We start from the raw sequence: 20,033 nt of genomic DNA, 5'->3' as shown, positions 1-20,033 counted from the left end.
CATATACGCATTTCATCCTGCTGACTATCCTTACAGCGTTCCTTTTGGCGTCCATACGCCCTTTATCCCTTCAGTCCGCTGAACGGGATCCCGCATAAAACTCACGACACATCCGACTGGAGACACCATGAATATTACGCATGCCTATGCCGCACAGGACGCGAAAGCAAAACTCGCCCCGTTCGACTTTAAGCCACGCGAACTGCGCGCTCATGATGTGCAGATTGAAGTGTTGTACTGTGGCGTTTGCCACTCAGACTTGCATACCGCGCGCAATGAATGGCGCAACACCATTTTCCCAGTGGTACCTGGCCATGAAATCGTGGGCCGCGTGACTGCCGTTGGCGCTCACACACACAACTATAAAGTGGGTGACCTGGTCGGCGTTGGTTGTATGGTTGATTCCTGCCGCAGCTGTCCTAGCTGCCAGGAAGGACTGGAGCAGTATTGCGAAAATGGTTTTGTCGGCACCTATAACGGTGAAGACCGCGAAACCGGCGCCATCACCTACGGCGGCTACTCCACCAACATGGTGGTAGATGAAAGCTTCGTACTGCGCGTGCCGGAAAACCTCGATCTGGCAGGTGTTGCACCTCTGCTGTGTGCCGGTATCACGACTTACTCACCGCTGCGCCACTGGAACGTGGGTCCGGGTAAAAAAGTGGGTATCGTCGGCCTCGGCGGTCTTGGCCACATGGGCGTGAAGCTGGCCCATGCTATGGGTGCGCATGTGGTGCTGTTCACCACGTCACCGTCCAAAATTGAAGACGGTAAGCGCCTCGGCGCAGATGAAGTGGTGATCTCGAAAGATGCCGATCAGATGGCACAGCATACCAATAGCTTTGACTTCATACTGAATACCGTTGCGGCGCAGCACGATCTCAACCCGTTCATCACCCTGCTGAAGCGCGACGGCAACATGACGCTGGTTGGCGCACCGGAGCACGATCACCCGGCACCGCAGGTATTTAACCTGATCTTTAAACGTCGTAGCGTCGCCGGTTCACTGATTGGCGGCATTGCAGAAACCCAGGAGATGCTGGATTTCTGTGGCAAGCACGGCATCACCTCGGATATCGAGCTGATCGCGATGAACCAAATCAACGAAGCCTACGAACGTATGCTGAAAAGCGACGTAAAATATCGTTTCGTGATTGATATCAACACCCTGCGCGAAGAGTCTGCGGCTTAACCGGCCTCAGTTCTCATCATGGTTGACGCCCGCCGCGCGCGTGGCGTCAGCCTGTTGCCAGGAGGCATCCACCAGATAGTAAATCTGCGAATCCTTCAGTGAACCATCCAGCCACAGCGTGCTCCAGTGCGACTTATTTAAATGCTCACTGGGAAACACATCGCTATGTTCCTCTCGCAGTAAATCCGCCAGTGCGGGTGACGCTTTCAGCGATAATGCTGGCCGCCCTTTCACCTCATACAGCATGGCAAACAGCACGCCTTCGCTTTTAATTTGCGTCGCTTGCCACACGTCTTTGTAGCTCTGCTCTGCGCCTGGCTTGCCCATGCAATAAGTCAGTAAATCCGAAGTGTTCATGTTTTATTCCCCTTGTAAGGTCGCAACAATGCGCCGCGCGCCGCCATGTACGCGATGCTCACCCAGCCAGATTCCCTGCCACGTGCCCAGTAACAAGCGCCCGCGACTTACCGGAATCAGGAGTGAAACACCCAGTAACGACGATTTGATGTGAGCGGGCATGTCATCGGCCCCTTCGTAGTCGTGCTGATAAGGTGCATTTTCCGGAACATGACGTAAGAAGTGCTGCTCCATATCGCTGCGCACCGTGGGATCACAATTTTCATTCAGCGTCAGTGACGCCGAAGTGTGCTGTAGCAGGAGATGCAGCTGACCAATGCGCACATCGGTTAAGCCGTTAAGCTGGCCGACAATCTCGTCGGTGATGAGATGAAAACCGCGCGCTTTGGCGCCCAGCGTCAGAGTTTGTTGATGCCACATGCCAGAATCCTAAAATGAAACACACCGTTTAAGTGTGCAGCATGTCGGCGAAAGGTAAACCCTATGACAAGGAAAAAGCGGCAGAGCGTGAAGTCTGCCGCCTGAAGGTTAGTCGTTCAGCTTAGCGGCCATCGATTTGATGCTGCCCACATCATCTTTAGTCATCGCGGCCAGACGCTCGCCATACTCTTTATCGGCTTTATAGAAATACGACAGCATGATGGCGCGGCTTTGCACATCGACACCTTTCAGCGCCCCGCCCAGCGAGGTAATCAGATCGCTTTTCTCTTTATCGTTAAAGGAACGATACAGCTCGCCAGCCTGCTTGAAGTTCTGCGTTTTGGCGAGGGTGGCCTGCTGCGTCACGCCGCTCAGCGGGCTGTGGCTATAACGCGCACTTTGCAGCTCTTCACGTGGATAGATGCGGCTGGGCTGATAGTTCACACCATGATCGTCGGCCTTACCGCTGTTCATGGCGCCATCCTGATTGCCATTGCTGACCAGCACGCGCGGCGCGTTGACCGGCAAACTTAGCCCATTAGCGCCGATGCGATACATCTGGGTATCAGCGTACGAGAACAAACGCCCTTGCAGCAGACGATCTTCCGATGCCTCAATGCCCGGCACCAGATTCGATGGCGCCATCGCTACCTGCTCGGTCTCCTGGAAGAAGTTATCGACGTTGCGGTTGAGCTCCATCTGCCCCACTTTCACTTCGGCAATGCCCGGCCAGATTTTGGTCGCATCCAGTGGATTGAAGTCGAACTTATCGATATCGCTGGCTTTGATGGTTTGAATGTAGAGATCCCATTTCGGATAGGCTTTATTGTTGATCGCCGCCACCAAATCTTCGGTCATATGACTAAAGGTGCCGCTTTGGATCGCTGCGACTTCAGCAGGATCGAGATTTTTCTCGCCCTGCAGCGTTTTCCAGTGGAACTTCACGTAGTGCACTTCGCCTTTCGCGTTAACGAATTTGTAGGCGTGCACGCTGTTGCCATCCATCTGGCGATAGTTAGCGGGTGTGCCCATGTTGGAGAACAGCATGGTCAGACCGTGCGTGGCTTCTGGCACGTGTGAGAAGAAATCAAAGGTGCGGGCATCATTGCCCAGGTTGGTGCGCGGATCGGGCTTAAAGGCATGCACCATGTCCGGGAACTTAATCGCATCGCGGATGAAGAACACCGGCAGGTTGTTACCGACTAAATCCCAGTTGCCCTGGCTGGTGTAAAACTTGGTAGCAAAACCGCGCGGATCGCGCAGCGTCTCCGGCGAATGTTTGCTGTGCACCACCGACGAGAAGCGCACAAACACCGGCGTCACGCTGCCTGGCTTGAACACGTCTGCCATCGTCAGATCACTGATGTCTTTGCTGGCGCGGAACTCACCGTGTGCGCCGGTGCCGCGCGCGTGCACTACGCGCTCCGGAATACGTTCACGGTCAAAACGCTGCAGCTTTTGAATCAGCTGCACATCCTGCAGCAACACGGCGCCGTGCTCACCCGCGGTTTGCGAATTCTGGTTATCACCGACCGGTGCGCCATTGTCACGCGTCAATTCAGTCGCAAAGGCAGGCAATGAGAGGGCCAATGTCATGGCATAACAGAGGGGTTTCAGTGCGGTAGAGAAATGGTTCATGGGGCGATTCCTTATTGTTAGACTTCCTGGCTTCTGGCGGCTTCCGACCAGATAAAAGCCCGCCAAAACTAACGTCGCATCCCACCGCTCCCCACAAGAACCGTCTTAATCATACGCATAAAAAAACCACCCGCGTTAAAGCTGGGTGGTTCAGTTAAACAGCGGCGCGCAAAAAGAGTTACATCACCGCAGCAAACGCCTCAGCAACCTGATTAACGTTACGGCTGTTCAGGCCAGCTACGCACATACGGCCGCTGGCGATCAGGTACACGCCGAACTCATCGCGCAGGCGATCAACCTGCTGTGCGCTCAAACCGGTGTAGCTGAACATACCGCGCTGCTTCAGCAGGTAATCAAAGTTTTGCCCTGGCAGCTTAGTGCTCAACACCTTCACCAGCGCCTGGCGCATCTCAATAATACGCAGACGCATGGCTTCCACTTCGGCCAGCCAGTTGTTCAGCAACGCCTCGTCATTCAGCACGCAGGAAACAACCTGAGCACCAAAGTTTGGCGGGCTGGAGTAGTTACGACGTACGGTAGCTTTCAGCTGGCCGAGGACACGCGCCGACTCTTCTGCACTGTCGCACACGATAGAAAGTCCGCCGACGCGCTCGCCGTACAGCGAGAAGATTTTAGAGAATGAGTTGCTGACCAGCGCAGGCAAACCGGCTGCCGCAATCGCGCGAATCGCATAAGCATCTTCTTCCATGCCCGCCCCAAAGCCCTGATAGGCGATATCGAGGAACGGAATCAGCTCCTGTGCATTCAGGACTTCGGTGGTTTCATCCCACTGCGCGTTAGTCAGATCGGCGCCGGTTGGGTTGTGGCAGCACGGATGCAGCAGCACGATGGATTGCTTCGGCAACGTTTTCAGTTTGGCAATGAACGCATCAAACTTCACGCCGTTGGTCTCAGCGTCGTACCACGGATAGGTATCCACATCGAAACCCGCACCGTTGAAGATCGCGATGTGGTTTTCCCACGTTGGATCGCTCACCCACACGTTTGAAGCAGGGAAGTAGCGCTTCAGGAAATCGGCACCGACTTTCAGTGCGCCCGAACCACCCAGCGTCTGGATGGATGCAATGCGACCCGCTTGCAGCATCGGATGTTGTTTACCAAACAGCAGCGGTGCAATCGCGTTACGGTAAGCGTTCAAACCTTCCATCGGCAGATACAGTGACGCCTGATGCGGCTGCGCCTGCAGACGCTCTTCCGCGGCGGCAACGGCCTGTAGCTGAGGAATAATGCCCGCTTCGTTGTAATAGAGACCAATGCTTAGGTTTACTTTGTTATCGCGCGGATCTTGTTTGAAGGTTTCCATCAGCGACAGAATCGGATCGCCGGCATAAGCATCAACGTTTTGAAACACGGTGCAGATCTCCATGATTGGTCATAAATAAGAGGTAAAGAGGCGTCATTAAACCAGGTAACGGCCGGGACGATGATTCATTGCGATGATGAGATTAAGGATCACCGCGCCCGCAATTGAGGCCAACAGCATGGGTAACGACACCACAAACAGCGAGGCTAACACCACGCAGGTATCGACCGCCATCTGCAGTTTTCCGGCACGCAGACCGATGCGGTCCTGCAACCAGAGCGCCAGAATATTGATGCCGCCGAGGCTGGCTTTGTGACGGAACAACACTATAAACCCAACGCCCATCACCACGTTACCGAACAGTGTCGCATAAAACGGATTTAGCGCAGAAAAATGCACAAACAGCGGGTGCAGATGGGTAAACAGCGAAACCAAACCCACCGCGCAGAAGGTTTTCAGGGTGAATTCCCAGCCCATGCGGCGTACCGCCAGCCAGTAAAATGGCAGGTTGATCAGGAAGAACGCGCTACCAAAGGAGAGCGGCGACAAATAGCTAATCAAAAAGGCAATACCCGCTGAGCTGCCGGTCAACGCGCCGGCTTGTTTCAGCATGATGACACCAAACGACACCATCAGCGTGCCGAGTACGATCGCCAGCGCATCTTCAACGAGTGAGTGAGGAACTTTAGTGGGTTGTACAACGTTATCCATGGGTTAATCTCATTGCAAATGATGCCCTTCAAATGCAAAAAACGCACCACATCGGCGACCTATGTTAGCCGCCGATGGGTGCCAGTGATTATCCAATTGATAACTAAGGCGCTTTATTGCAGGTTTTTGTGCATCAATTAGGACTCAAACCATCAACTTATGCACAAATCCGTTATCTGGTGCGCGTTTTTTGCATTAATACGGCAATTATTGCACCAGATTAGCACATCATGCACTTTTTTGGCGCGTTTTGTGCTGGGGAATCATCATCAAACCGTTCTCTTTGAGACGGCTTAAAACCACGGAGGTTTTTACGTGGGCGACACTCTGATGGCCGGCCACTAACTGGCTGATCAACGCGCTGAGTGAGGCTAAATCGGCGACCGCCACCTTCAGCAGATAATCGGCATCGCCGGTCGTTTTGAAGGCATCAACAATCGCCGCTTCCTCTTCCACCATGCGATGGAAGCTCTCTTCATAATCCGGCGTATGGTTTTTCAATCTCACTTCAATTAATCCCACCATGCCCAAGCCAACCGCGTCTGGCGACAGGCGAGCGTGATAGCCAAGAATGAGATTTGCCTGCTCAAGATTAATGCGGCGACGTGAACATTGTGACGCCGAAAGTCCGACTAAATCGCTGAGTTCTTGATTGGTGAGGCGTCCATTAGATTGTAATAGAGTCAATATCTTAAGGTCGTGATCGTCTACCTGAGTCATTCTGCTTCCACAGCGTTATTGAGTGCGCTTTGTTACAGATAACCTGATTAACGCCGGGGTTGTCCAACACTATTTTCTGATGACGTGAAATGCATGCACAAATCGTGCATGCATCTGCGGGGAGAGGATTATTCGTCGTCGTATTGCGGGCCAGCATAGTTATCAAAACGCGACCATTGACCATTAAAGGTCAAACGTACCGTACCGATCGGGCCGTTACGCTGCTTACCGAGGATGATCTCGGCGATGCCTTTCAGATCGCTGTTTTCGTGATATACCTCGTCACGATAGATGAACATGATCAAGTCGGCATCCTGCTCGATCGAGCCGGATTCACGCAGATCCGAGTTGACCGGGCGTTTATCGGCGCGCTGCTCCAGCGAGCGGTTAAGCTGTGAAAGTGCGACGACCGGCACATTCAACTCTTTGGCCAGCGCTTTGAGCGAGCGTGAGATCTCGGCGATCTCTAACGTACGGTTATCCGACAGCGCCGGTACACGCATCAGCTGCAGGTAGTCGATCATGATTAAGCTCAATCCACCGTTTTCTCGGAAGATGCGTCGCGCGCGCGAACGCACTTCGGTTGGCGTCAGGCCAGAAGAGTCATCAATAAACATGTTTTTCTTCTCAAGCAAAATCCCCATGGTGGCAGAGATGCGCGCCCAATCCTCATCTTCCAACTGACCGGTACGAATACGCGTCTGGTCCACGCGCGACAGCGACGCCAGCATACGCATCATCAGCTGTTCGCTGGGCATCTCCAGACTGAAAATCAGTACTGGCTTATCCTGCAACATGGCGGCGTTTTCACACAGGTTCATGGCGAACGTGGTTTTACCCATCGACGGACGCGCCGCGACGATAATCAGATCCGAGCCCTGTAATCCGGCAGTTTTTTTGTTCAGATCCTGATAACCGGTATCGACGCCGGTGACGCCGTCGTGCGGCGTGGAGACCAACGCCTCAATGCGCGATACCGTGGCTTCCAGAATCTGCTCGATGTTCTGCGGCCCCTGATCTTTATTGGCGCGCTGCTCAGCGATTTTGAAGACGTTAGATTCGGCGAAATCGAGCAGGTCTTCGCTGCTGCGTCCCTGCGGATCGTAACCCGCATCGGCGATTTGGTTCGCCACCGAGATCATTTCGCGCACGACCGCACGTTCTCGCACGATATCCGCATAGGCCCCGATATTCGCCGCACTTGGCGTGTTTTTCGCCAGTTCGGCCAGATAGGCGAAGCCGCCCGCCATCTCTAATTCACCCAGCGTTTCCAGTGATTCAGACAGCGTTATCAGGTCGATCGGTTGGCCCGCCTCCAGCAAACGCTGCATCTCTGTGAAAATCATGCGGTGCGAGCGGTTGAAGAAATCGTTGGCGACGACGCGTTCAGAGACGTTGTCCCAGCGCTGGTTATCCAGCATCAACCCACCGAGCACCGACTGCTCCGCTTCTATGGAATGCGGCGGCATTTTCACGCCTTCCAGCTGCCGATCGCGGGGTTCGTTCGATTTGTTGGTGGGTTTATTTCCTGCCATAGTGAATGCATTACCGATCGTGAAAGGGACGCGCAAGTATACCGTCCCAGGATGAACAATCACAGGAGTCAGAATGGCAAAGCGTATTCAGTTCAACCAACACGGCGGCCCCGAAGTACTGCAATGGGCCGATTTCGAGTTAGCCGATCCTGCTGAACACGAAGTACAGGTTGAGAACAGAGCGATTGGTATTAACTACATTGATACCTACGTGCGCAGCGGCTTATATCCGGTAAGCGCATTCCCATCAGGTCTGGGAACGGAAGCCGCCGGCGTGGTTAAGCGTGTGGGATCGGCAGTGACGCGCTTTAAAGCGGGCGATCGCGTGGTGTATTGCCAGGCCGCGCTGGGAGCTTATAGCGAAGCGCATAATGTGGCCGAAGATCGATTAGTGATCCTGCCGGATAGCATCAGCTTTGAGCAAGGCGCAGCCTCGTTCCTTAAGGGTTTAACCGTGCAGTATCTGCTGCGCCAAACCTATAAAGTGAAAGCCGATGAAATCTTCCTGTTCCATGCCGCTGCCGGTGGCGTCGGTTTGATTGCCTGCCAATGGGCCAAGGCGCTGGGCGCGCATCTGATTGGTACCGTGGGGAGCGCGGAAAAAGCGCAAATCGCCAAAGATGCGGGTGCATGGGCGACGATTAACTATCGCGAAGAGGATATCGCTAAGCGCGTCAGCGAGTTGACCAACGGTGAGAAAGTCGCAGTTGTGTATGACTCGGTGGGGAAAGATACTTGGGAACCTTCGCTGGATAGCCTACGTCGTCACGGATTAATGGTGAGCTTTGGCAATGCATCGGGCCCGGTAACGGGCATCGACCTGGGTATTCTGAATAAGAAAGGCTCGCTGTTTGTCACCCGACCTTCACTGTTTGGCTACATCACCAATCGTGAAGAACTGGATGCCGCCAGCAACGAGTTGTTCTCACTGATTGCCAGCCGGGCGATTCAGCTAAACGTGCCGGAGCAGCAGAAATTTGCCTTGAGCGATGCGGTGCGCGCGCATCAGGTGCTGGAGAGCCGGGCAACGCAAGGTTCGAGCCTGCTGATTCCCTGATCGGCTAAAAGCAAACGGGGCTTCCCATTAGGAAGCCCCTTTTTCTTTCTTTTTTATAGTTCGCGCTGGTGTAGGGACAGCGGCGATGAATTCGTTTGTAACAACGCCAATCATCCTGACAGAAAACATAAGTAAAAAATATGTTTAATTGCGGAATTGATCTAAGCAATTTTCGAGTCTGTGATCGTCACCGCATTTAGCGCCAGCTCTTTCTCTCTAAGTCACTGATTTTTCTTTTCAGCCTGCGTAACTTTGCCTCGCCTGATGGCGTAGTAAATGCACGATAAAGCCACACGGCAATGACCGCCAATACGAGCCATGGCAACACTTTGATAACAATTGCCAGTAACCCGCCGAAGAACATCAAAGCAGTGGCAACGACCAATGCCGCGATAACGCCCAGCAGCGAAACGCCGGTAAACAGCAGCATGAGAAAAAAGCCGAGAACAAATAGAATTTCCACGAAGGTTCTCCTGTGTAAGTAACATCAGGAGTATTACAAGATGCGTGCCAGGTAAGAAATTCAGCTAACATGTTGAAATAATTGATAGCGCCAGAATGGCGATGCCTGAGACGTAGTGGAAATTGCTAACTTGTGGCGCAGAAAAAACCAACTGTAAGGGATTATTGTGCAGTGGTTCCGGTGCGCATCAATGCGCACCCTAGAACTGGCTTGCTTAGGATCGCCATTCATGGCGAACCAACCCCTGATGATTACAGCGCTTCCTGCGGGATTTTATCCACAACCAGCGCCAGCGCCGCTTCTACCACGCGCACATCTGCGCCGGGCTTGTGGGCATTCTCACTCAAGTAGCGGCGCCACTGGCGAGCACCGGGAATTCCCTGGAACAGGCCAAGCATATGACGTGTAACGTGGCCGAGATACATGCCTTTCGATAACTCCGCTTCGATATAGGGATACATCGAGCGCACCACTGCCACAGGATCGACAGTTGGCGTATCGCGTCCAAACAGCTCGCGATCCACCTGCGCCAGAATGCCGGGATTTTGATAGGCCTCACGCCCCATCATCACGCCATCCATATGCTGCAGATGCAGTTTGGCCTCTTCCAGCGTCTTGATACCGCCGTTTATCGCCATGGTCAGTGCTGGAAAATCGCGCTTCAGCTGATAGACGCGTGGATAATCCAGCGGCGGAATTTCACGGTTCTCTTTCGGGCTTAAACCTGACAACCAGGCTTTGCGCGCGTGGATAATAAAGGTTTCGCAGCCGCCCTGTTGCGCCACGGTGCCAATAAAATCACACAAAAATTCATAGCTATCCTGCTCGTCAATGCCGATACGGGTTTTTACCGTGACCGGGATGCTCACGACGTCGCGCATCGCTTTAATGCAATCGGCAACCAGCGCGGCATCAGCCATCAGGCAGGCGCCAAAACGGCCGTTCTGAACACGGTCGGACGGACAACCTACATTCAGGTTGATCTCATCGTAGCCACGCTCTTCAGCCAGTTTGGCGCACTGCGCCAGCGCAGCGGGATCGCTACCGCCGAGTTGCAGCGCCAGCGGATGTTCATCCTCGCTGTAGGCCAGATAGTCGCCCTTACCGTGAATGATTGCGCCGGTCGTCACCATTTCGGTGTACAGCAGCGTATTGCCGCTTAACTTACGGTGGAAATAGCGACAGTGGCGATCGGTCCAGTCGAGCATGGGGGCGATAGAAAAACGTTGCGAGGAGAAAGTATCGGTCATGAAACGCAGTAAATCCGCAGTGAGTTAAGTGATGAGAAACTGCGCAATGATACCACAGCAAAACGGGCGACACAGCCGCCCGTTTGCAGGATTAAAACCTTGCCGGGATTAGAAGTTAAATCCAAGTTGCAACATCGCACCCACGGTATTGTCTTTGCCGACCGAACCGGCCAGATCCAGATGGACCGTATTGTTGAACGGTGACACGCCCAAACCAGCGGTAAAGACATCGGTATCATTCGATTTCAGATCGGCGCGATAACCGGCGCGCAGCGCCAGCCAATCCAGCACACGATACTCTGCGCCCACGCCCGCATATTGGCTGGACTCTTCCGATTTGAAGCGCTTGGTTTCGGTCAGATCAACATCACCCGCCAACGTGAACGGTCCGTTATTCCAGGAGAGCCCGGTAGTCACCAGCGGACGAATTTGATAGGTATCGCGGTAGCCGTTGACCTCTTTGGTGTCGATATCGCGCGAAATCAGGTTTTGACCGGTCACGCCAAAGGTCCAGTTGTCACCAAAATCAGTGGCCACGCCGGCATCCACGTTGAAACCGGTATCGCTGCTGCGATACCGGCTGCTGTTGATGTCGCTCTTGTCGTAGTTATAAATACTGGCGGTGTAGTTATACAACCAGGTTTTCTGCAGTTTTGGCGTCACGCCGACTGAAACCGGATGGCCAGCAATCGAGAATTCATGCGCAACTGCAACACCATAATCCGTGACTAACGCGGCCAGGCCGTTGGCGCTGGAACGCAAATTATCTTCATCTCCCGGTACGGGAATGATGGTGCCATTAGCAACACCGCGTAGGTAGGCAATATCGCTATCAGCTACGTTGGCTCGCACATGCGCCGTTCCGTATGCTTTGGTGATAAAGGCAAAGGGCAACGTTTCATTTGGCACGGTGACTGCCAGCGCCACACCCGCGGTGGCATTCGCTTTATTACCGCGTAGATCGCTGAGCTGATTAGCCACATCGCCCGCTGCCGCTTTAAGTTGTGGATAACCATTAAGGTAATCTGCAAAGGTCAGGTTATCGATGACATTCTGATAACGATCGACGGTATCGGTGATGTCATCAACGCGATCCAGTAATTTGTCTTTGTCAGTCACCTGCGCCCCTGCTGAAGGGATAATAATGCTGACGTTATCTTCAGGCTGCGCTTTGGTCATCAATGCTGGGTTCGCCAGCACCGCTGAACTCCAGGTAGAAGAAGCTACCCCCGTACCGCCCATCGCATCATTACGCGCGTCATACCATGTTCCTGCTGCCAGAGCCGACGAGGAGAGAAATACCGCATTCAAACCAACAAGATAAGCTACTTTTTTGTGCCTGAATAATGTCTTCACCATGAGTCTGCCATCACCTTTAAAATGTCGCTGAGCCACTCACCGACGGAACAGTTTAGTTAGCCGCTATTCTGAACCCTGGCTAACGCTTCATTGCTGTGAATTAAAAGGAAATAGCACTGCTATTCGCAGAATTGGATGCATAAGCGCCATTCCGCTGTGTTTTTATGCAGAAAAATTAACAGTGAGTAAATTGATACCAGAAATTACTTAAGACCTTTTGAACCATAGACGCTAACCCGGTGAGTTGCAAAGCAAAAACCCGCGCGCCGTTGCGCTGTCTGGCGGTCCGCATTTCTCAGGTAAAATCATTGCAGAAAAATCGTGGGGAGGATTCTTAGGATAATTTATTGATTGGCGAGAGTTTTCTGGCCATTTTTAAGGGGAATAAGCAATCACAGCAGGGTAAAAATTTGTGTGATAAAATAACATCACCTGCGACCTGGAGAATGCTTATGTCAAACCTCACGCCCGAACAACTGCTTACTCAGGCAGAATCACTTTGCCTCGACCGCGGCGTGCGTCTCACCACTCAACGCGCCGAAGTGCTGCGCTTAATGGCAGAGCAAAACGGTTCGATAAGCGCTTACGATTTGCTGGATCAGCTGCGCGTGAGTGAGCCGCAAGCCAAACCGCCCACCATCTATCGTGCACTGGATTTTTTGCTGGAACAGGGATTTATTCATCGCGTGGAGTCGAACAACAGTTATGTGGTTTGTCACCATTTCGATGAGCCGGCACACACTTCGGTGATGCTGGTGTGCGATGGTTGTGCAGCGGTCAGCGAAAAGCATGCTCATGGCGTGGAAAAAACTATCGCGGCACTGGCAGACCAAGCGGGATTTTCACTGCGTCATACGGTGATTGAAGCACATGGCTTGTGTGAGAATTGCGCTGAGGTTGCGGCTTGTACGCATCACGAAAGCTGCGAGCATGACCACCAGGTTGAGGGGAAAAAGCGGGTGAGAAAAGCATAATGGGCACATCCTTGTGCCGACCCGATCATAATGACCGGTGGGTAGGAGCATCATCCTTAATAGGGGTCGTCGACTACCAGCGGTAATCTTTGTTGTGGCTTTCCCAGTCTTTCACTTCGGTCTCTGCCTGATCTTTCGCATAGCCGTAGCGTTCCTGGATTTTGCCGACAAGCTGATCGCGTTTACCTTCGATCACGGTCATATCATCATCCGTAAGCTTGCCCCACTTTTCCTTCATTTTCCCTTTAAACTGCTTCCAGTTTCCGCTCGCTTCGTCTTTGTTCATATAATCCTCCACTTCATCCTGAGTGAGATAGATATATCGCCTGTCTATCTGGCAATATACCCAGACAACGCGCTACTCATGTGCGCCGTATAAGGTAATTGTAGTAGCCGCTTCGAAGTTTGCAGAGAATTACAGATTAATCTGTAGGTTACGCTTCGCTTAATCAGGCGTTAAACCAGCTATCACGTTGCCAGTGACCCCGCCAGATTAGCCATAGTGTCAGCCCACGTAACGCCAGGAATACCGTAACCGCCAACCATAAACCGTGGTTACCGAGCCACGGCAGCGTCAACAGCGCTACGCCATAACCAATGGCCGCTATTACCATGCTGTTTCGCATCTCTCGCCCGCGCGTCGCGCCGATAAACATGCCATCCAGCAGATAACACCAGACGCCAATCAGCGGCAGTATCACCTGCCAGATGAGGTAGCGATCGGCCATGTCGCGTAGTGCTTCCAGTGAAGTCAGCATCGCTACAATCTGCGGGCCAGTGAAGGCATAAATCAGCGCAAATATCACCGCCACAAAACAGGCCTGTCGACAAGCAGCGTGCCAGATCAGCAATAACCGGCTGCGATCTTTAGCGCCGACCGCTTCACCGGAACAGGCTTCAACCGCATAGGCAAAGCCATCTAATGCGTAGGCAGTAAAGGTGAGGAACATCAGCAGCACCGCATTGACCGCCACGACATCCGGACCAATGCGCGCACCGAGAATGGTGAGCGACGCGAAGCAGATTTGCAGCATAAGGGAACGCAACATAATGTCGCGATTAAGGCGAAACAACCGCGCCGCATCACCGCGCCAGCTATTTTTTAGCAGCGTGAAGTGGATACCGCGCAATTTAAGTACCCGCGCTACCATCCACAAACCCACACCCAGCGTGACATATTCGGCCAACGCCGTAGCCGCCGCCGCTCCCGCCACACCCCAGTGCAGCTTGAGGACAAACAGCAGGTCGAGCAGGATGTTCACCAGATTACCGACGATCAATAACACCATCGGCGCACGCGCATACTGCACGCCCAGCAGCCAGCCAAGAATCACCAAATTAGCCAAGGTAGCCGGCGCACTCAGCCAGCGAATCTCAATAAATATTTTCGCCTGCTGCTGCACTTCCGGACTGCCGCCCATCAGTGCTGCCGCCAAACTGCTTACTGGCGTGCGCAACAGCATAAACAAGAGTCCGAAGACTAAAGCGATGAGCAGCGGTTGCGTCAAGGCGCGCGCCAGTGCGCTTTTATCATTCGCACCAAAAGCCTGCGCGGTCAGTCCGGTGGTGCTCATTCGCAAAAACAGCAGAAGCATGAAGATGAAACTGGTTGCCGTGGTACCCACGGCGACGCCAGCGAGATAAATGGGGCTATCAAGATGACCAATGACGGCAGTATCCACCACGCCCAGCAGCGGAACGGTGATGTTGGAGAGGATCATTGGCAGCGCCAGCCGCCAGAGTGCTTTATCTGAAGGGGAAAACAGCTGCATCAGCGCATTCCGTTGTTTGCGGTATCAGCGTGATAATGCGCCCGACAGTGCCGCAGAAAATGTCACAGAGAAATAAAATAGCAGACTGCGGTCAGCGCAGCATACGCCGCCGCAGTTGGGGAGGTTCAGAAATTGATCAGAGCCATTCGCCGTTGCGCACAATACCCACAGCCAAACCTTCAACGGTCAGTGACTGCTCGCGGGTATCAACGATAATCGGCTGGAAATCGTTATTTTCCGGCAGAAGATGCACAATCGCGCCCTGCTTTTTCCAGCGTTTCACGGTGACTTCATCATCAATGCGCGCCACCACAACCTGGCCGTTACGCACTTCCTGAGTTTTATGCACCGCTAACAGATCGCCATCCATAATGCCGATATCTTTCATCGACATACCGCTAACGCGTAGCAGGAAATCGGCGCTGGGTTTGAACAGGTTGGCATCAACCTGATAGTGCGCTTCAATGTGCTCTTGTGCCAGCAGCGGCTCGCCAGCAGCGACGCGGCCAATTAATGGCAAACCTTCGCTCGGCTCTTCTTCCATCAGCAGGCGTATCCCGCGCGATGCGCCAGAAACAATTTCAATCACGCCTTTTCGCGCCAGCGCTTTCAGATGCTCTTCAGCAGCATTGGGCGAGCGAAAACCCAGTTGCGCAGCAATTTCCGCACGCGTTGGCGGCATGCCCGTCTGGTTAATATGGTCGCGAATCAGGTCATAGACCTGTTGCTGCCTTGCAGTTAACGCTTTCATCCCGCCCCCTGGTTGTTTATACAGTCGCTGTGAGTATATACAGGTATTCGCGAAATGAAAACCGTAACAGAGGGAAAAATCAGCGCATTGATGAATCTGGAATCCCTATCTCAAATGCGTCCAGAGCAGCGCGATCCAGACAAACAGAGCCAGTAAGATAGTCAGCAACACGGCAGCCGATCCCATATCTTTGGCACGCCCGGCTAACGGATGCTGCTCCTGACCGATGCGGTCTACCACCGCTTCGATGGCGCTATTAAGGATTTCAACAATGACCACCAGCACTACCGAACCAATCATTAACACGCGGGAAATGGCATCAACATCCAGCCAACAGGCCACGATAATAGCCACCAGCGCGGCAATCGCCTCCTGGCGAAATGCGGCTTCATGCTGCCATGCGGCACGCAGGCCCTGCCAGGAATAACCGGCTGCTTTCACTATTCTTACAAGACCGGTGACGTTATTTGCCATGTTTATGGAACCCTTGAACTATTTTGACGTCAATGTGTGGCAGTGGGAGGTGGCAGAGCCACAGATCTTCGCTGCGCTTTCTGGTATGCTTGCCGCGCTTTGCTAACAAGAGGCTTTAAGTTGTCTATGTCAGGTTGGCGTAAACTCTATTACAAATTATTGAATTTACCACTCTCTATTTTGGTAAAAAGTAAGGTCATTCCGACCGATCCCGTCTCTGAACACGGGATCGATCCGACACGTCCAGTGATGTATGTTTTGCCTTATGATTCAAAGGCTGACCTGCTCACGCTACGGGCGCAATGTCTGAAACATGATCTGCCCGATCCGCTGGCTCCGCTTGAGATCGATGGCACCTTGCTACCGCGCCACGTGTTTATTCACGATGGTCCGCGCGTTATTCCCTATTTCGTGGCGAATCCGGAATCAGTAAAGCTATTCCACGACTATCTCGATTTGCACCGCAGCAACCCACAGCTCGATGTCCAGATGTTACCCGTTGCGGTGATGTTTGGTCGTGCGCCGGGACGTGAAATTCAGGGAGAAGCGACACCGCATCTGCGTATCCTTAATGGCGTGCAGAAGTTCTTCGCCATTTTGTGGCACGGCCGCGATAGCTTCGTTCGCTTCTCGCAAACCGTTTCGCTGCGCCAAATGGCGACCGAACACGGCACCGACAAGTCGATTGCGCAGAAACTGGCACGTGTCGCGCGCATTCACTTTGCCCGTCAGCGCCTGGCCGCTGTCGGACCGCGTCTGCCCGCGCGTCAGGACCTCTTCAATAAGCTGTTGCAATCCAAAGCGATTGAAAAAGCAGTCGAAGATGAAGCGCGCAGTAAAAAGATTTCGCATGAGAAAGCTCAGCAGAATGCCATCGAAATGATGGAAGAAGTGGCGGCAAACTTCTCTTACGAAGCGATTAAAGTGACCGACCGCGTAATGGGCTGGCTGTGGAGCCGCCTTTATCAGGGCATCACCGTCCACGGTGGCGAGCGCGTGCGTCAGCTGGCGCAGGATGGCCATGAGATTGTCTATGTGCCCTGCCATCGCAGCCACATGGACTACCTGCTGCTCTCTTATGTGCTCTATCACCAGGGCCTGGTGCCGCCGCACATTGCCGCAGGTATCAACCTGAATTTCTGGCCAGCAGGCCCGATTTTCCGTCGTCTGGGCGCGTTCTTTATTCGTCGTACCTTCAAGGGCAACAAGCTGTACTCCACGGTGTTCCGTGAATACCTTGGCGAGCTGTTTAGCCGTGGTTACTCGGTTGAGTACTTTGTTGAGGGCGGACGCTCACGCACCGGACGTTTGCTGGACCCGAAAACCGGCACCTTATCGATGACGCTGCAGGCGATGCTGCGTGGCGGCAGTCGTCCCATCACTTTTGTGCCGATTTACATTGGTTATGAGCACGTGATGGAAGTGGGTACTTACGCTAAAGAGTTGCGTGGCGCCGCCAAAGAGAAAGAGAGCTTCCTGCAGATGGTGCGCGGCTTACGTAAGTTGCGCAATCTTGGTCAGGGCTATGTCAACTTTGGCGAACCGCTGCCGTTGATGAATTACCTCAACAAAAACGTGCCGGAATGGCGTGACGCGATCGATCCGATCGAACCACAACGTCCTGCCTGGATGACGCCAGCCGTGAATGATATTGCGGCGAAGCTGATGGTACGCATCAACGAAGCGGGTGCGGCGAACGCCATGAACCTGTGCGTCACCGCGCTGCTGGCCTCACGTCAGCGTTCATTGACGCGCGAACAGTTGATTGAGCAGCTTGAGTGTTACACCCAACTGCTGCGCAATGTACCGTACTCACCGGAAGCTACGGTACCGGATATGAGCGCCGAAGCGCTGCTTGATCACGCCATGGGCATGAACAAGTTCGAGACCGAGCAAGACAACATTGGCGACATCATCATTCTGCCGCGCGAGCAGGCGGTGCTGATGACCTACTATCGCAACAACATTCATCACATGCTGGTGATGCCGTCGCTGATTGCCGCCATTGTGCAGCAGCATCGGGAAATCAGCGATGTTGAGCTGCTGCGCCAGGTTAGCCTGGTGTATCCGATGTTGAAGAGCGAGCTGTTCCTGCGTTGGGATAAAGCGGAATTGCCTGCGGTGCTCAACGCCCTGTGCGCCGAGATGGCGCGTCAGGGGCTGATCACACTGCAAGACGGCATGCTGAAAATGACACCGGCGCGTCACCGTTCGCTGCAGCTGCTGGCGGCAGGTATTCGTGAAACGCTGCAGCGCTTTGCGATTACCTTCGCCATTCTCAGCGCAAAACCGGCCATTAACCGCGGCACGCTGGAGAAGGAGAGCCGCACGTTGGCTCAACGCCTGTCAGTGCTGCACGGCATTAACGCGCCAGAGTTCTTTGATAAAGCGGTATTTACTGCGCTGGTGCTAACGCTGCGTGATGAAGGTTACATCAGTGATAAAGGCGATGCTGATGCAGAACGGAGTCATATGATGTGGCAAATGCTGGCGGAGTTAGTGACCAGCGATGTGCGTCTGACGATTGAGAGCGCAGTCGCGCACGATTAACCTGGCGACCAGCGATAAAAAGGCGCACTTCGGTGCGCCTTTTTTGTTTACAGCAAATCGGCGAACGGTACGGTGCTGAGCAAAATGCCGATAAATAGCACCATGCCCACATAGTTGTTATTCAGAAACGCCTGGAAGCAAGCATCGCGCTCGCGCTGAGCAATCAGCTTCTGCTGATGCACAAATAAGCCTGCCGCCAGCAGTAGCGCCCAGTAAAATGCCCCATTCAGATTGAGCATCATGCCCACCAGTACCATCAGGCCCAGCGTCGCCAGCTGCAGTAAACCGATAATCAGTTTGTCATAGCGACCAAACAGGATCGCCGTGGATTTCACGCCAATCTTCAGATCATCATCGCGGTCCACCATCGCATATTGCGTATCATAGGCCACCGTCCAGCAGATGTTAGCGATGAATACCAACCAACACACCAAAGGTAAGGACTCACTAACTGCCGCCCACCCCATCGGAATAGCCCAGCCAAATGCCGCCCCCAGAACTACCTGCGGCAGGTGCGTGTAGCGTTTCATAAACGGATAGACCCATGCCAGCGCCAGACCGCCAAACGACAGCAAAATGGTCATGGTGTTCATGGTCAGTACCAGCATAAACGCCACTATTCCCAGCCCGGCAAACAGCAGTTTGGCTTCCTTCTCCGTTACCGCGCCGCTGGCCAGCGGACGTGATGCGGTACGCTTGACATGGCCATCAATTTTTCGGTCAGCATAGTCATTGATGACGCAGCCTGCAGCACGCATCACGATGACGCCGAGCACAAACACCAGCAGCACCGGTAGCGGCGGAATCGCCATGCCCGAGAGCCACAGCGCCCACATCGTCGGCCACAACAGTAGAACGGTGCCGATTGGTTTATCGATACGCATCAGGCGGCAGTAAGCCTGCCATTTGGTCATGGGTAAGGTGTTTTGCACAGTGGTTTTATCCTTGCTCCAGCGCGCGATACAGCGGCGACGCCGGTAAAAACAGTTCGGTTAGCAGTAGCGGTTTGCCTGATAAACGCAGGCGGGAACGACGTCCCCACAAATCGTCTATCTGGCCAGGATCGATAAAATCGCGACTCAGGGTCGATGAAGAAAACAGATAGCGACCAAGCGGGCGCGTACCCAGCTGTTGCAGCATCTGCTCCGGGCCGTGAAGGGTACTTTCCGGCACCACGGTGCGGCCAATCAGCCAGGGTTCTCCATCGCCGCACAGCACAATTTCGCGTAGCCAAAAGCGTTGATCAGCTGGCAGAAATTCAGCTTCATCCGTTACCTCATCGGCACCAATAAACGCTTCACGAATGAGTTCTACCGTCACTTGCTGGCAATGCTGCTCAAAGCGACGCGTCATGGAATCTTCTTCAAGTAACCAGTCGAGTAAAGGGGCAGAAAGCCGTGGGGAAGAGGCTGGCAGCCAGTGCAGTGCGCGTAACTGGCGCAGCGCGTCATGCGACATCAGGACATCTCCGGAAAAAAAGTTGCCC

Annotated in this window: 20 protein-coding genes; 4 read left to right on the top strand and 16 right to left on the bottom strand. The window is 53.6% G+C overall.

From position 1 onward, the window contains the following. Window positions 1-127 precede the first annotated feature (127 nt). On the top strand, window positions 128-1,192 hold the full coding sequence (locus PMI17_RS15895) for an NAD(P)-dependent alcohol dehydrogenase (RefSeq protein ID WP_009128625.1): 1,065 nt from the start codon (window positions 128-130) through the stop codon (window positions 1,190-1,192). Window positions 1,193-1,198: 6 nt separating this feature from the next. On the opposite strand, the gene PMI17_RS15890 is transcribed toward PMI17_RS15895, so the two are convergent. The 7 genes from PMI17_RS15890 to dnaB all read right to left on the bottom strand — a co-directional run bounded on the left by PMI17_RS15890 (window position 1,199) and on the right by dnaB (window position 7,897). Further along, the gene (locus PMI17_RS15890) at window positions 1,199-1,549 is read right to left on the bottom strand and encodes an MmcQ/YjbR family DNA-binding protein (RefSeq protein WP_009128623.1); all 351 of its coding nucleotides are present in this window, start codon (window positions 1,547-1,549) and stop codon (window positions 1,199-1,201) included. Window positions 1,550-1,552: 3 nt separating this feature from the next. Next, complete coding sequence (locus PMI17_RS15885) at window positions 1,553-1,969, bottom strand: secondary thiamine-phosphate synthase enzyme YjbQ (RefSeq protein WP_009128620.1); 417 nt, start codon at window positions 1,967-1,969, stop codon at window positions 1,553-1,555. Window positions 1,970-2,077: 108 nt separating this feature from the next. Continuing rightward, on the bottom strand, window positions 2,078-3,607 hold the full coding sequence (locus PMI17_RS15880) for a catalase (protein WP_009128618.1): 1,530 nt from the start codon (window positions 3,605-3,607) through the stop codon (window positions 2,078-2,080). Between the two features lie 178 nt (window positions 3,608-3,785). After that, a complete protein-coding gene (locus PMI17_RS15875) occupies window positions 3,786-4,979 on the bottom strand; it encodes an amino acid aminotransferase (RefSeq protein WP_009128616.1) in 1,194 nt (397 codons plus the stop codon). Window positions 4,980-5,027: 48 nt separating this feature from the next. Then, a complete protein-coding gene (locus tag PMI17_RS15870) occupies window positions 5,028-5,642 on the bottom strand; it encodes a YitT family protein (RefSeq protein WP_009128614.1) in 615 nt (204 codons plus the stop codon). 228 nt (window positions 5,643-5,870) lie between these two features. Continuing rightward, window positions 5,871-6,362, bottom strand: coding sequence for an Lrp/AsnC family transcriptional regulator (locus PMI17_RS15865; protein WP_008109951.1), 492 nt, complete (start codon window positions 6,360-6,362; stop codon window positions 5,871-5,873). 128 nt (window positions 6,363-6,490) lie between these two features. Beyond that, window positions 6,491-7,897 carry a replicative DNA helicase gene (gene dnaB / locus PMI17_RS15860; RefSeq protein ID WP_036621482.1) on the bottom strand — a complete coding sequence of 469 codons (1,407 nt, stop codon included), beginning with the start codon at window positions 7,895-7,897 and terminating at the stop codon, window positions 6,491-6,493. A 73-nt stretch (window positions 7,898-7,970) separates the two neighbouring features. On the opposite strand from dnaB, the gene PMI17_RS15855 reads away from it, so the two are divergent. Beyond that, entirely contained in the window at window positions 7,971-8,954 is a 984-nt protein-coding gene (locus PMI17_RS15855) for a quinone oxidoreductase (RefSeq protein WP_009128608.1), read from the top strand. Window positions 8,955-9,150: 196 nt separating this feature from the next. Here PMI17_RS15855 and pspG read toward each other — a convergent pair whose 3' ends face one another. The 3 genes from pspG to traF form a co-directional block, all read right to left on the bottom strand. Next, complete coding sequence (gene pspG / locus PMI17_RS15850) at window positions 9,151-9,417, bottom strand: envelope stress response protein PspG (RefSeq protein ID WP_009128606.1); 267 nt, start codon at window positions 9,415-9,417, stop codon at window positions 9,151-9,153. A gap of 251 nt (window positions 9,418-9,668) precedes the next feature. Beyond that, window positions 9,669-10,667 (bottom strand): tRNA dihydrouridine(20/20a) synthase DusA, encoded by a 999-nt coding sequence (dusA, locus tag PMI17_RS15845; RefSeq protein ID WP_009128604.1) that lies wholly within the window; start codon window positions 10,665-10,667, stop codon window positions 9,669-9,671. Between the two features lie 108 nt (window positions 10,668-10,775). Further along, window positions 10,776-12,026, bottom strand: a complete 1,251-nt coding sequence (gene traF, locus PMI17_RS15840; protein ID WP_009128602.1) for a conjugal transfer protein TraF — start codon at window positions 12,024-12,026, stop codon at window positions 10,776-10,778. Window positions 12,027-12,478: 452 nt separating this feature from the next. On the opposite strand from traF, the gene zur reads away from it, so the two are divergent. Further along, window positions 12,479-13,000, top strand: a complete 522-nt coding sequence (gene zur / locus PMI17_RS15835) for a zinc uptake transcriptional repressor Zur (RefSeq protein WP_009128600.1) — start codon at window positions 12,479-12,481, stop codon at window positions 12,998-13,000. Between the two features lie 73 nt (window positions 13,001-13,073). Here zur and PMI17_RS15830 read toward each other — a convergent pair whose 3' ends face one another. From PMI17_RS15830 to PMI17_RS15815, 4 genes are all read right to left on the bottom strand, one after another. After that, window positions 13,074-13,286 (bottom strand): CsbD family protein, encoded by a 213-nt coding sequence (locus tag PMI17_RS15830; protein ID WP_009128598.1) that lies wholly within the window; start codon window positions 13,284-13,286, stop codon window positions 13,074-13,076. Window positions 13,287-13,449: 163 nt separating this feature from the next. Continuing rightward, complete coding sequence (gene dinF / locus PMI17_RS15825; protein WP_009128596.1) at window positions 13,450-14,772, bottom strand: MATE family efflux transporter DinF; 1,323 nt, start codon at window positions 14,770-14,772, stop codon at window positions 13,450-13,452. Between the two features lie 136 nt (window positions 14,773-14,908). Further along, a complete protein-coding gene (gene lexA / locus PMI17_RS15820; protein ID WP_009128593.1) occupies window positions 14,909-15,523 on the bottom strand; it encodes a transcriptional repressor LexA in 615 nt (204 codons plus the stop codon). Window positions 15,524-15,628: 105 nt separating this feature from the next. Continuing rightward, complete coding sequence (locus tag PMI17_RS15815) at window positions 15,629-15,997, bottom strand: diacylglycerol kinase (protein WP_009128590.1); 369 nt, start codon at window positions 15,995-15,997, stop codon at window positions 15,629-15,631. 126 nt (window positions 15,998-16,123) lie between these two features. Between PMI17_RS15815 and plsB the strand changes: the two genes are divergently transcribed. Then, complete coding sequence (plsB, locus tag PMI17_RS15810; protein ID WP_009128588.1) at window positions 16,124-18,547, top strand: glycerol-3-phosphate 1-O-acyltransferase PlsB; 2,424 nt, start codon at window positions 16,124-16,126, stop codon at window positions 18,545-18,547. A gap of 47 nt (window positions 18,548-18,594) precedes the next feature. Here plsB and ubiA read toward each other — a convergent pair whose 3' ends face one another. Beyond that, window positions 18,595-19,479 carry a 4-hydroxybenzoate octaprenyltransferase gene (gene ubiA, locus PMI17_RS15805; protein ID WP_009128586.1) on the bottom strand — a complete coding sequence of 295 codons (885 nt, stop codon included), beginning with the start codon at window positions 19,477-19,479 and terminating at the stop codon, window positions 18,595-18,597. Window positions 19,480-19,486: 7 nt separating this feature from the next. Next, window positions 19,487-20,005, bottom strand: a complete 519-nt coding sequence (gene ubiC, locus PMI17_RS15800) for a chorismate lyase (protein ID WP_009128583.1) — start codon at window positions 20,003-20,005, stop codon at window positions 19,487-19,489. Window positions 20,006-20,033: the final 28 nt, after the last annotated feature.

This window comes from Pantoea sp. GM01, assembly GCF_000282675.1.
Taxonomy (GTDB): Bacteria; Pseudomonadota; Gammaproteobacteria; order Enterobacterales; family Enterobacteriaceae; genus Pantoea; species Pantoea nemavictus.
The sequence above is the reverse complement of the archived record's forward strand: the minus strand, read 5'-3'. Positions and strand labels throughout refer to the sequence as shown.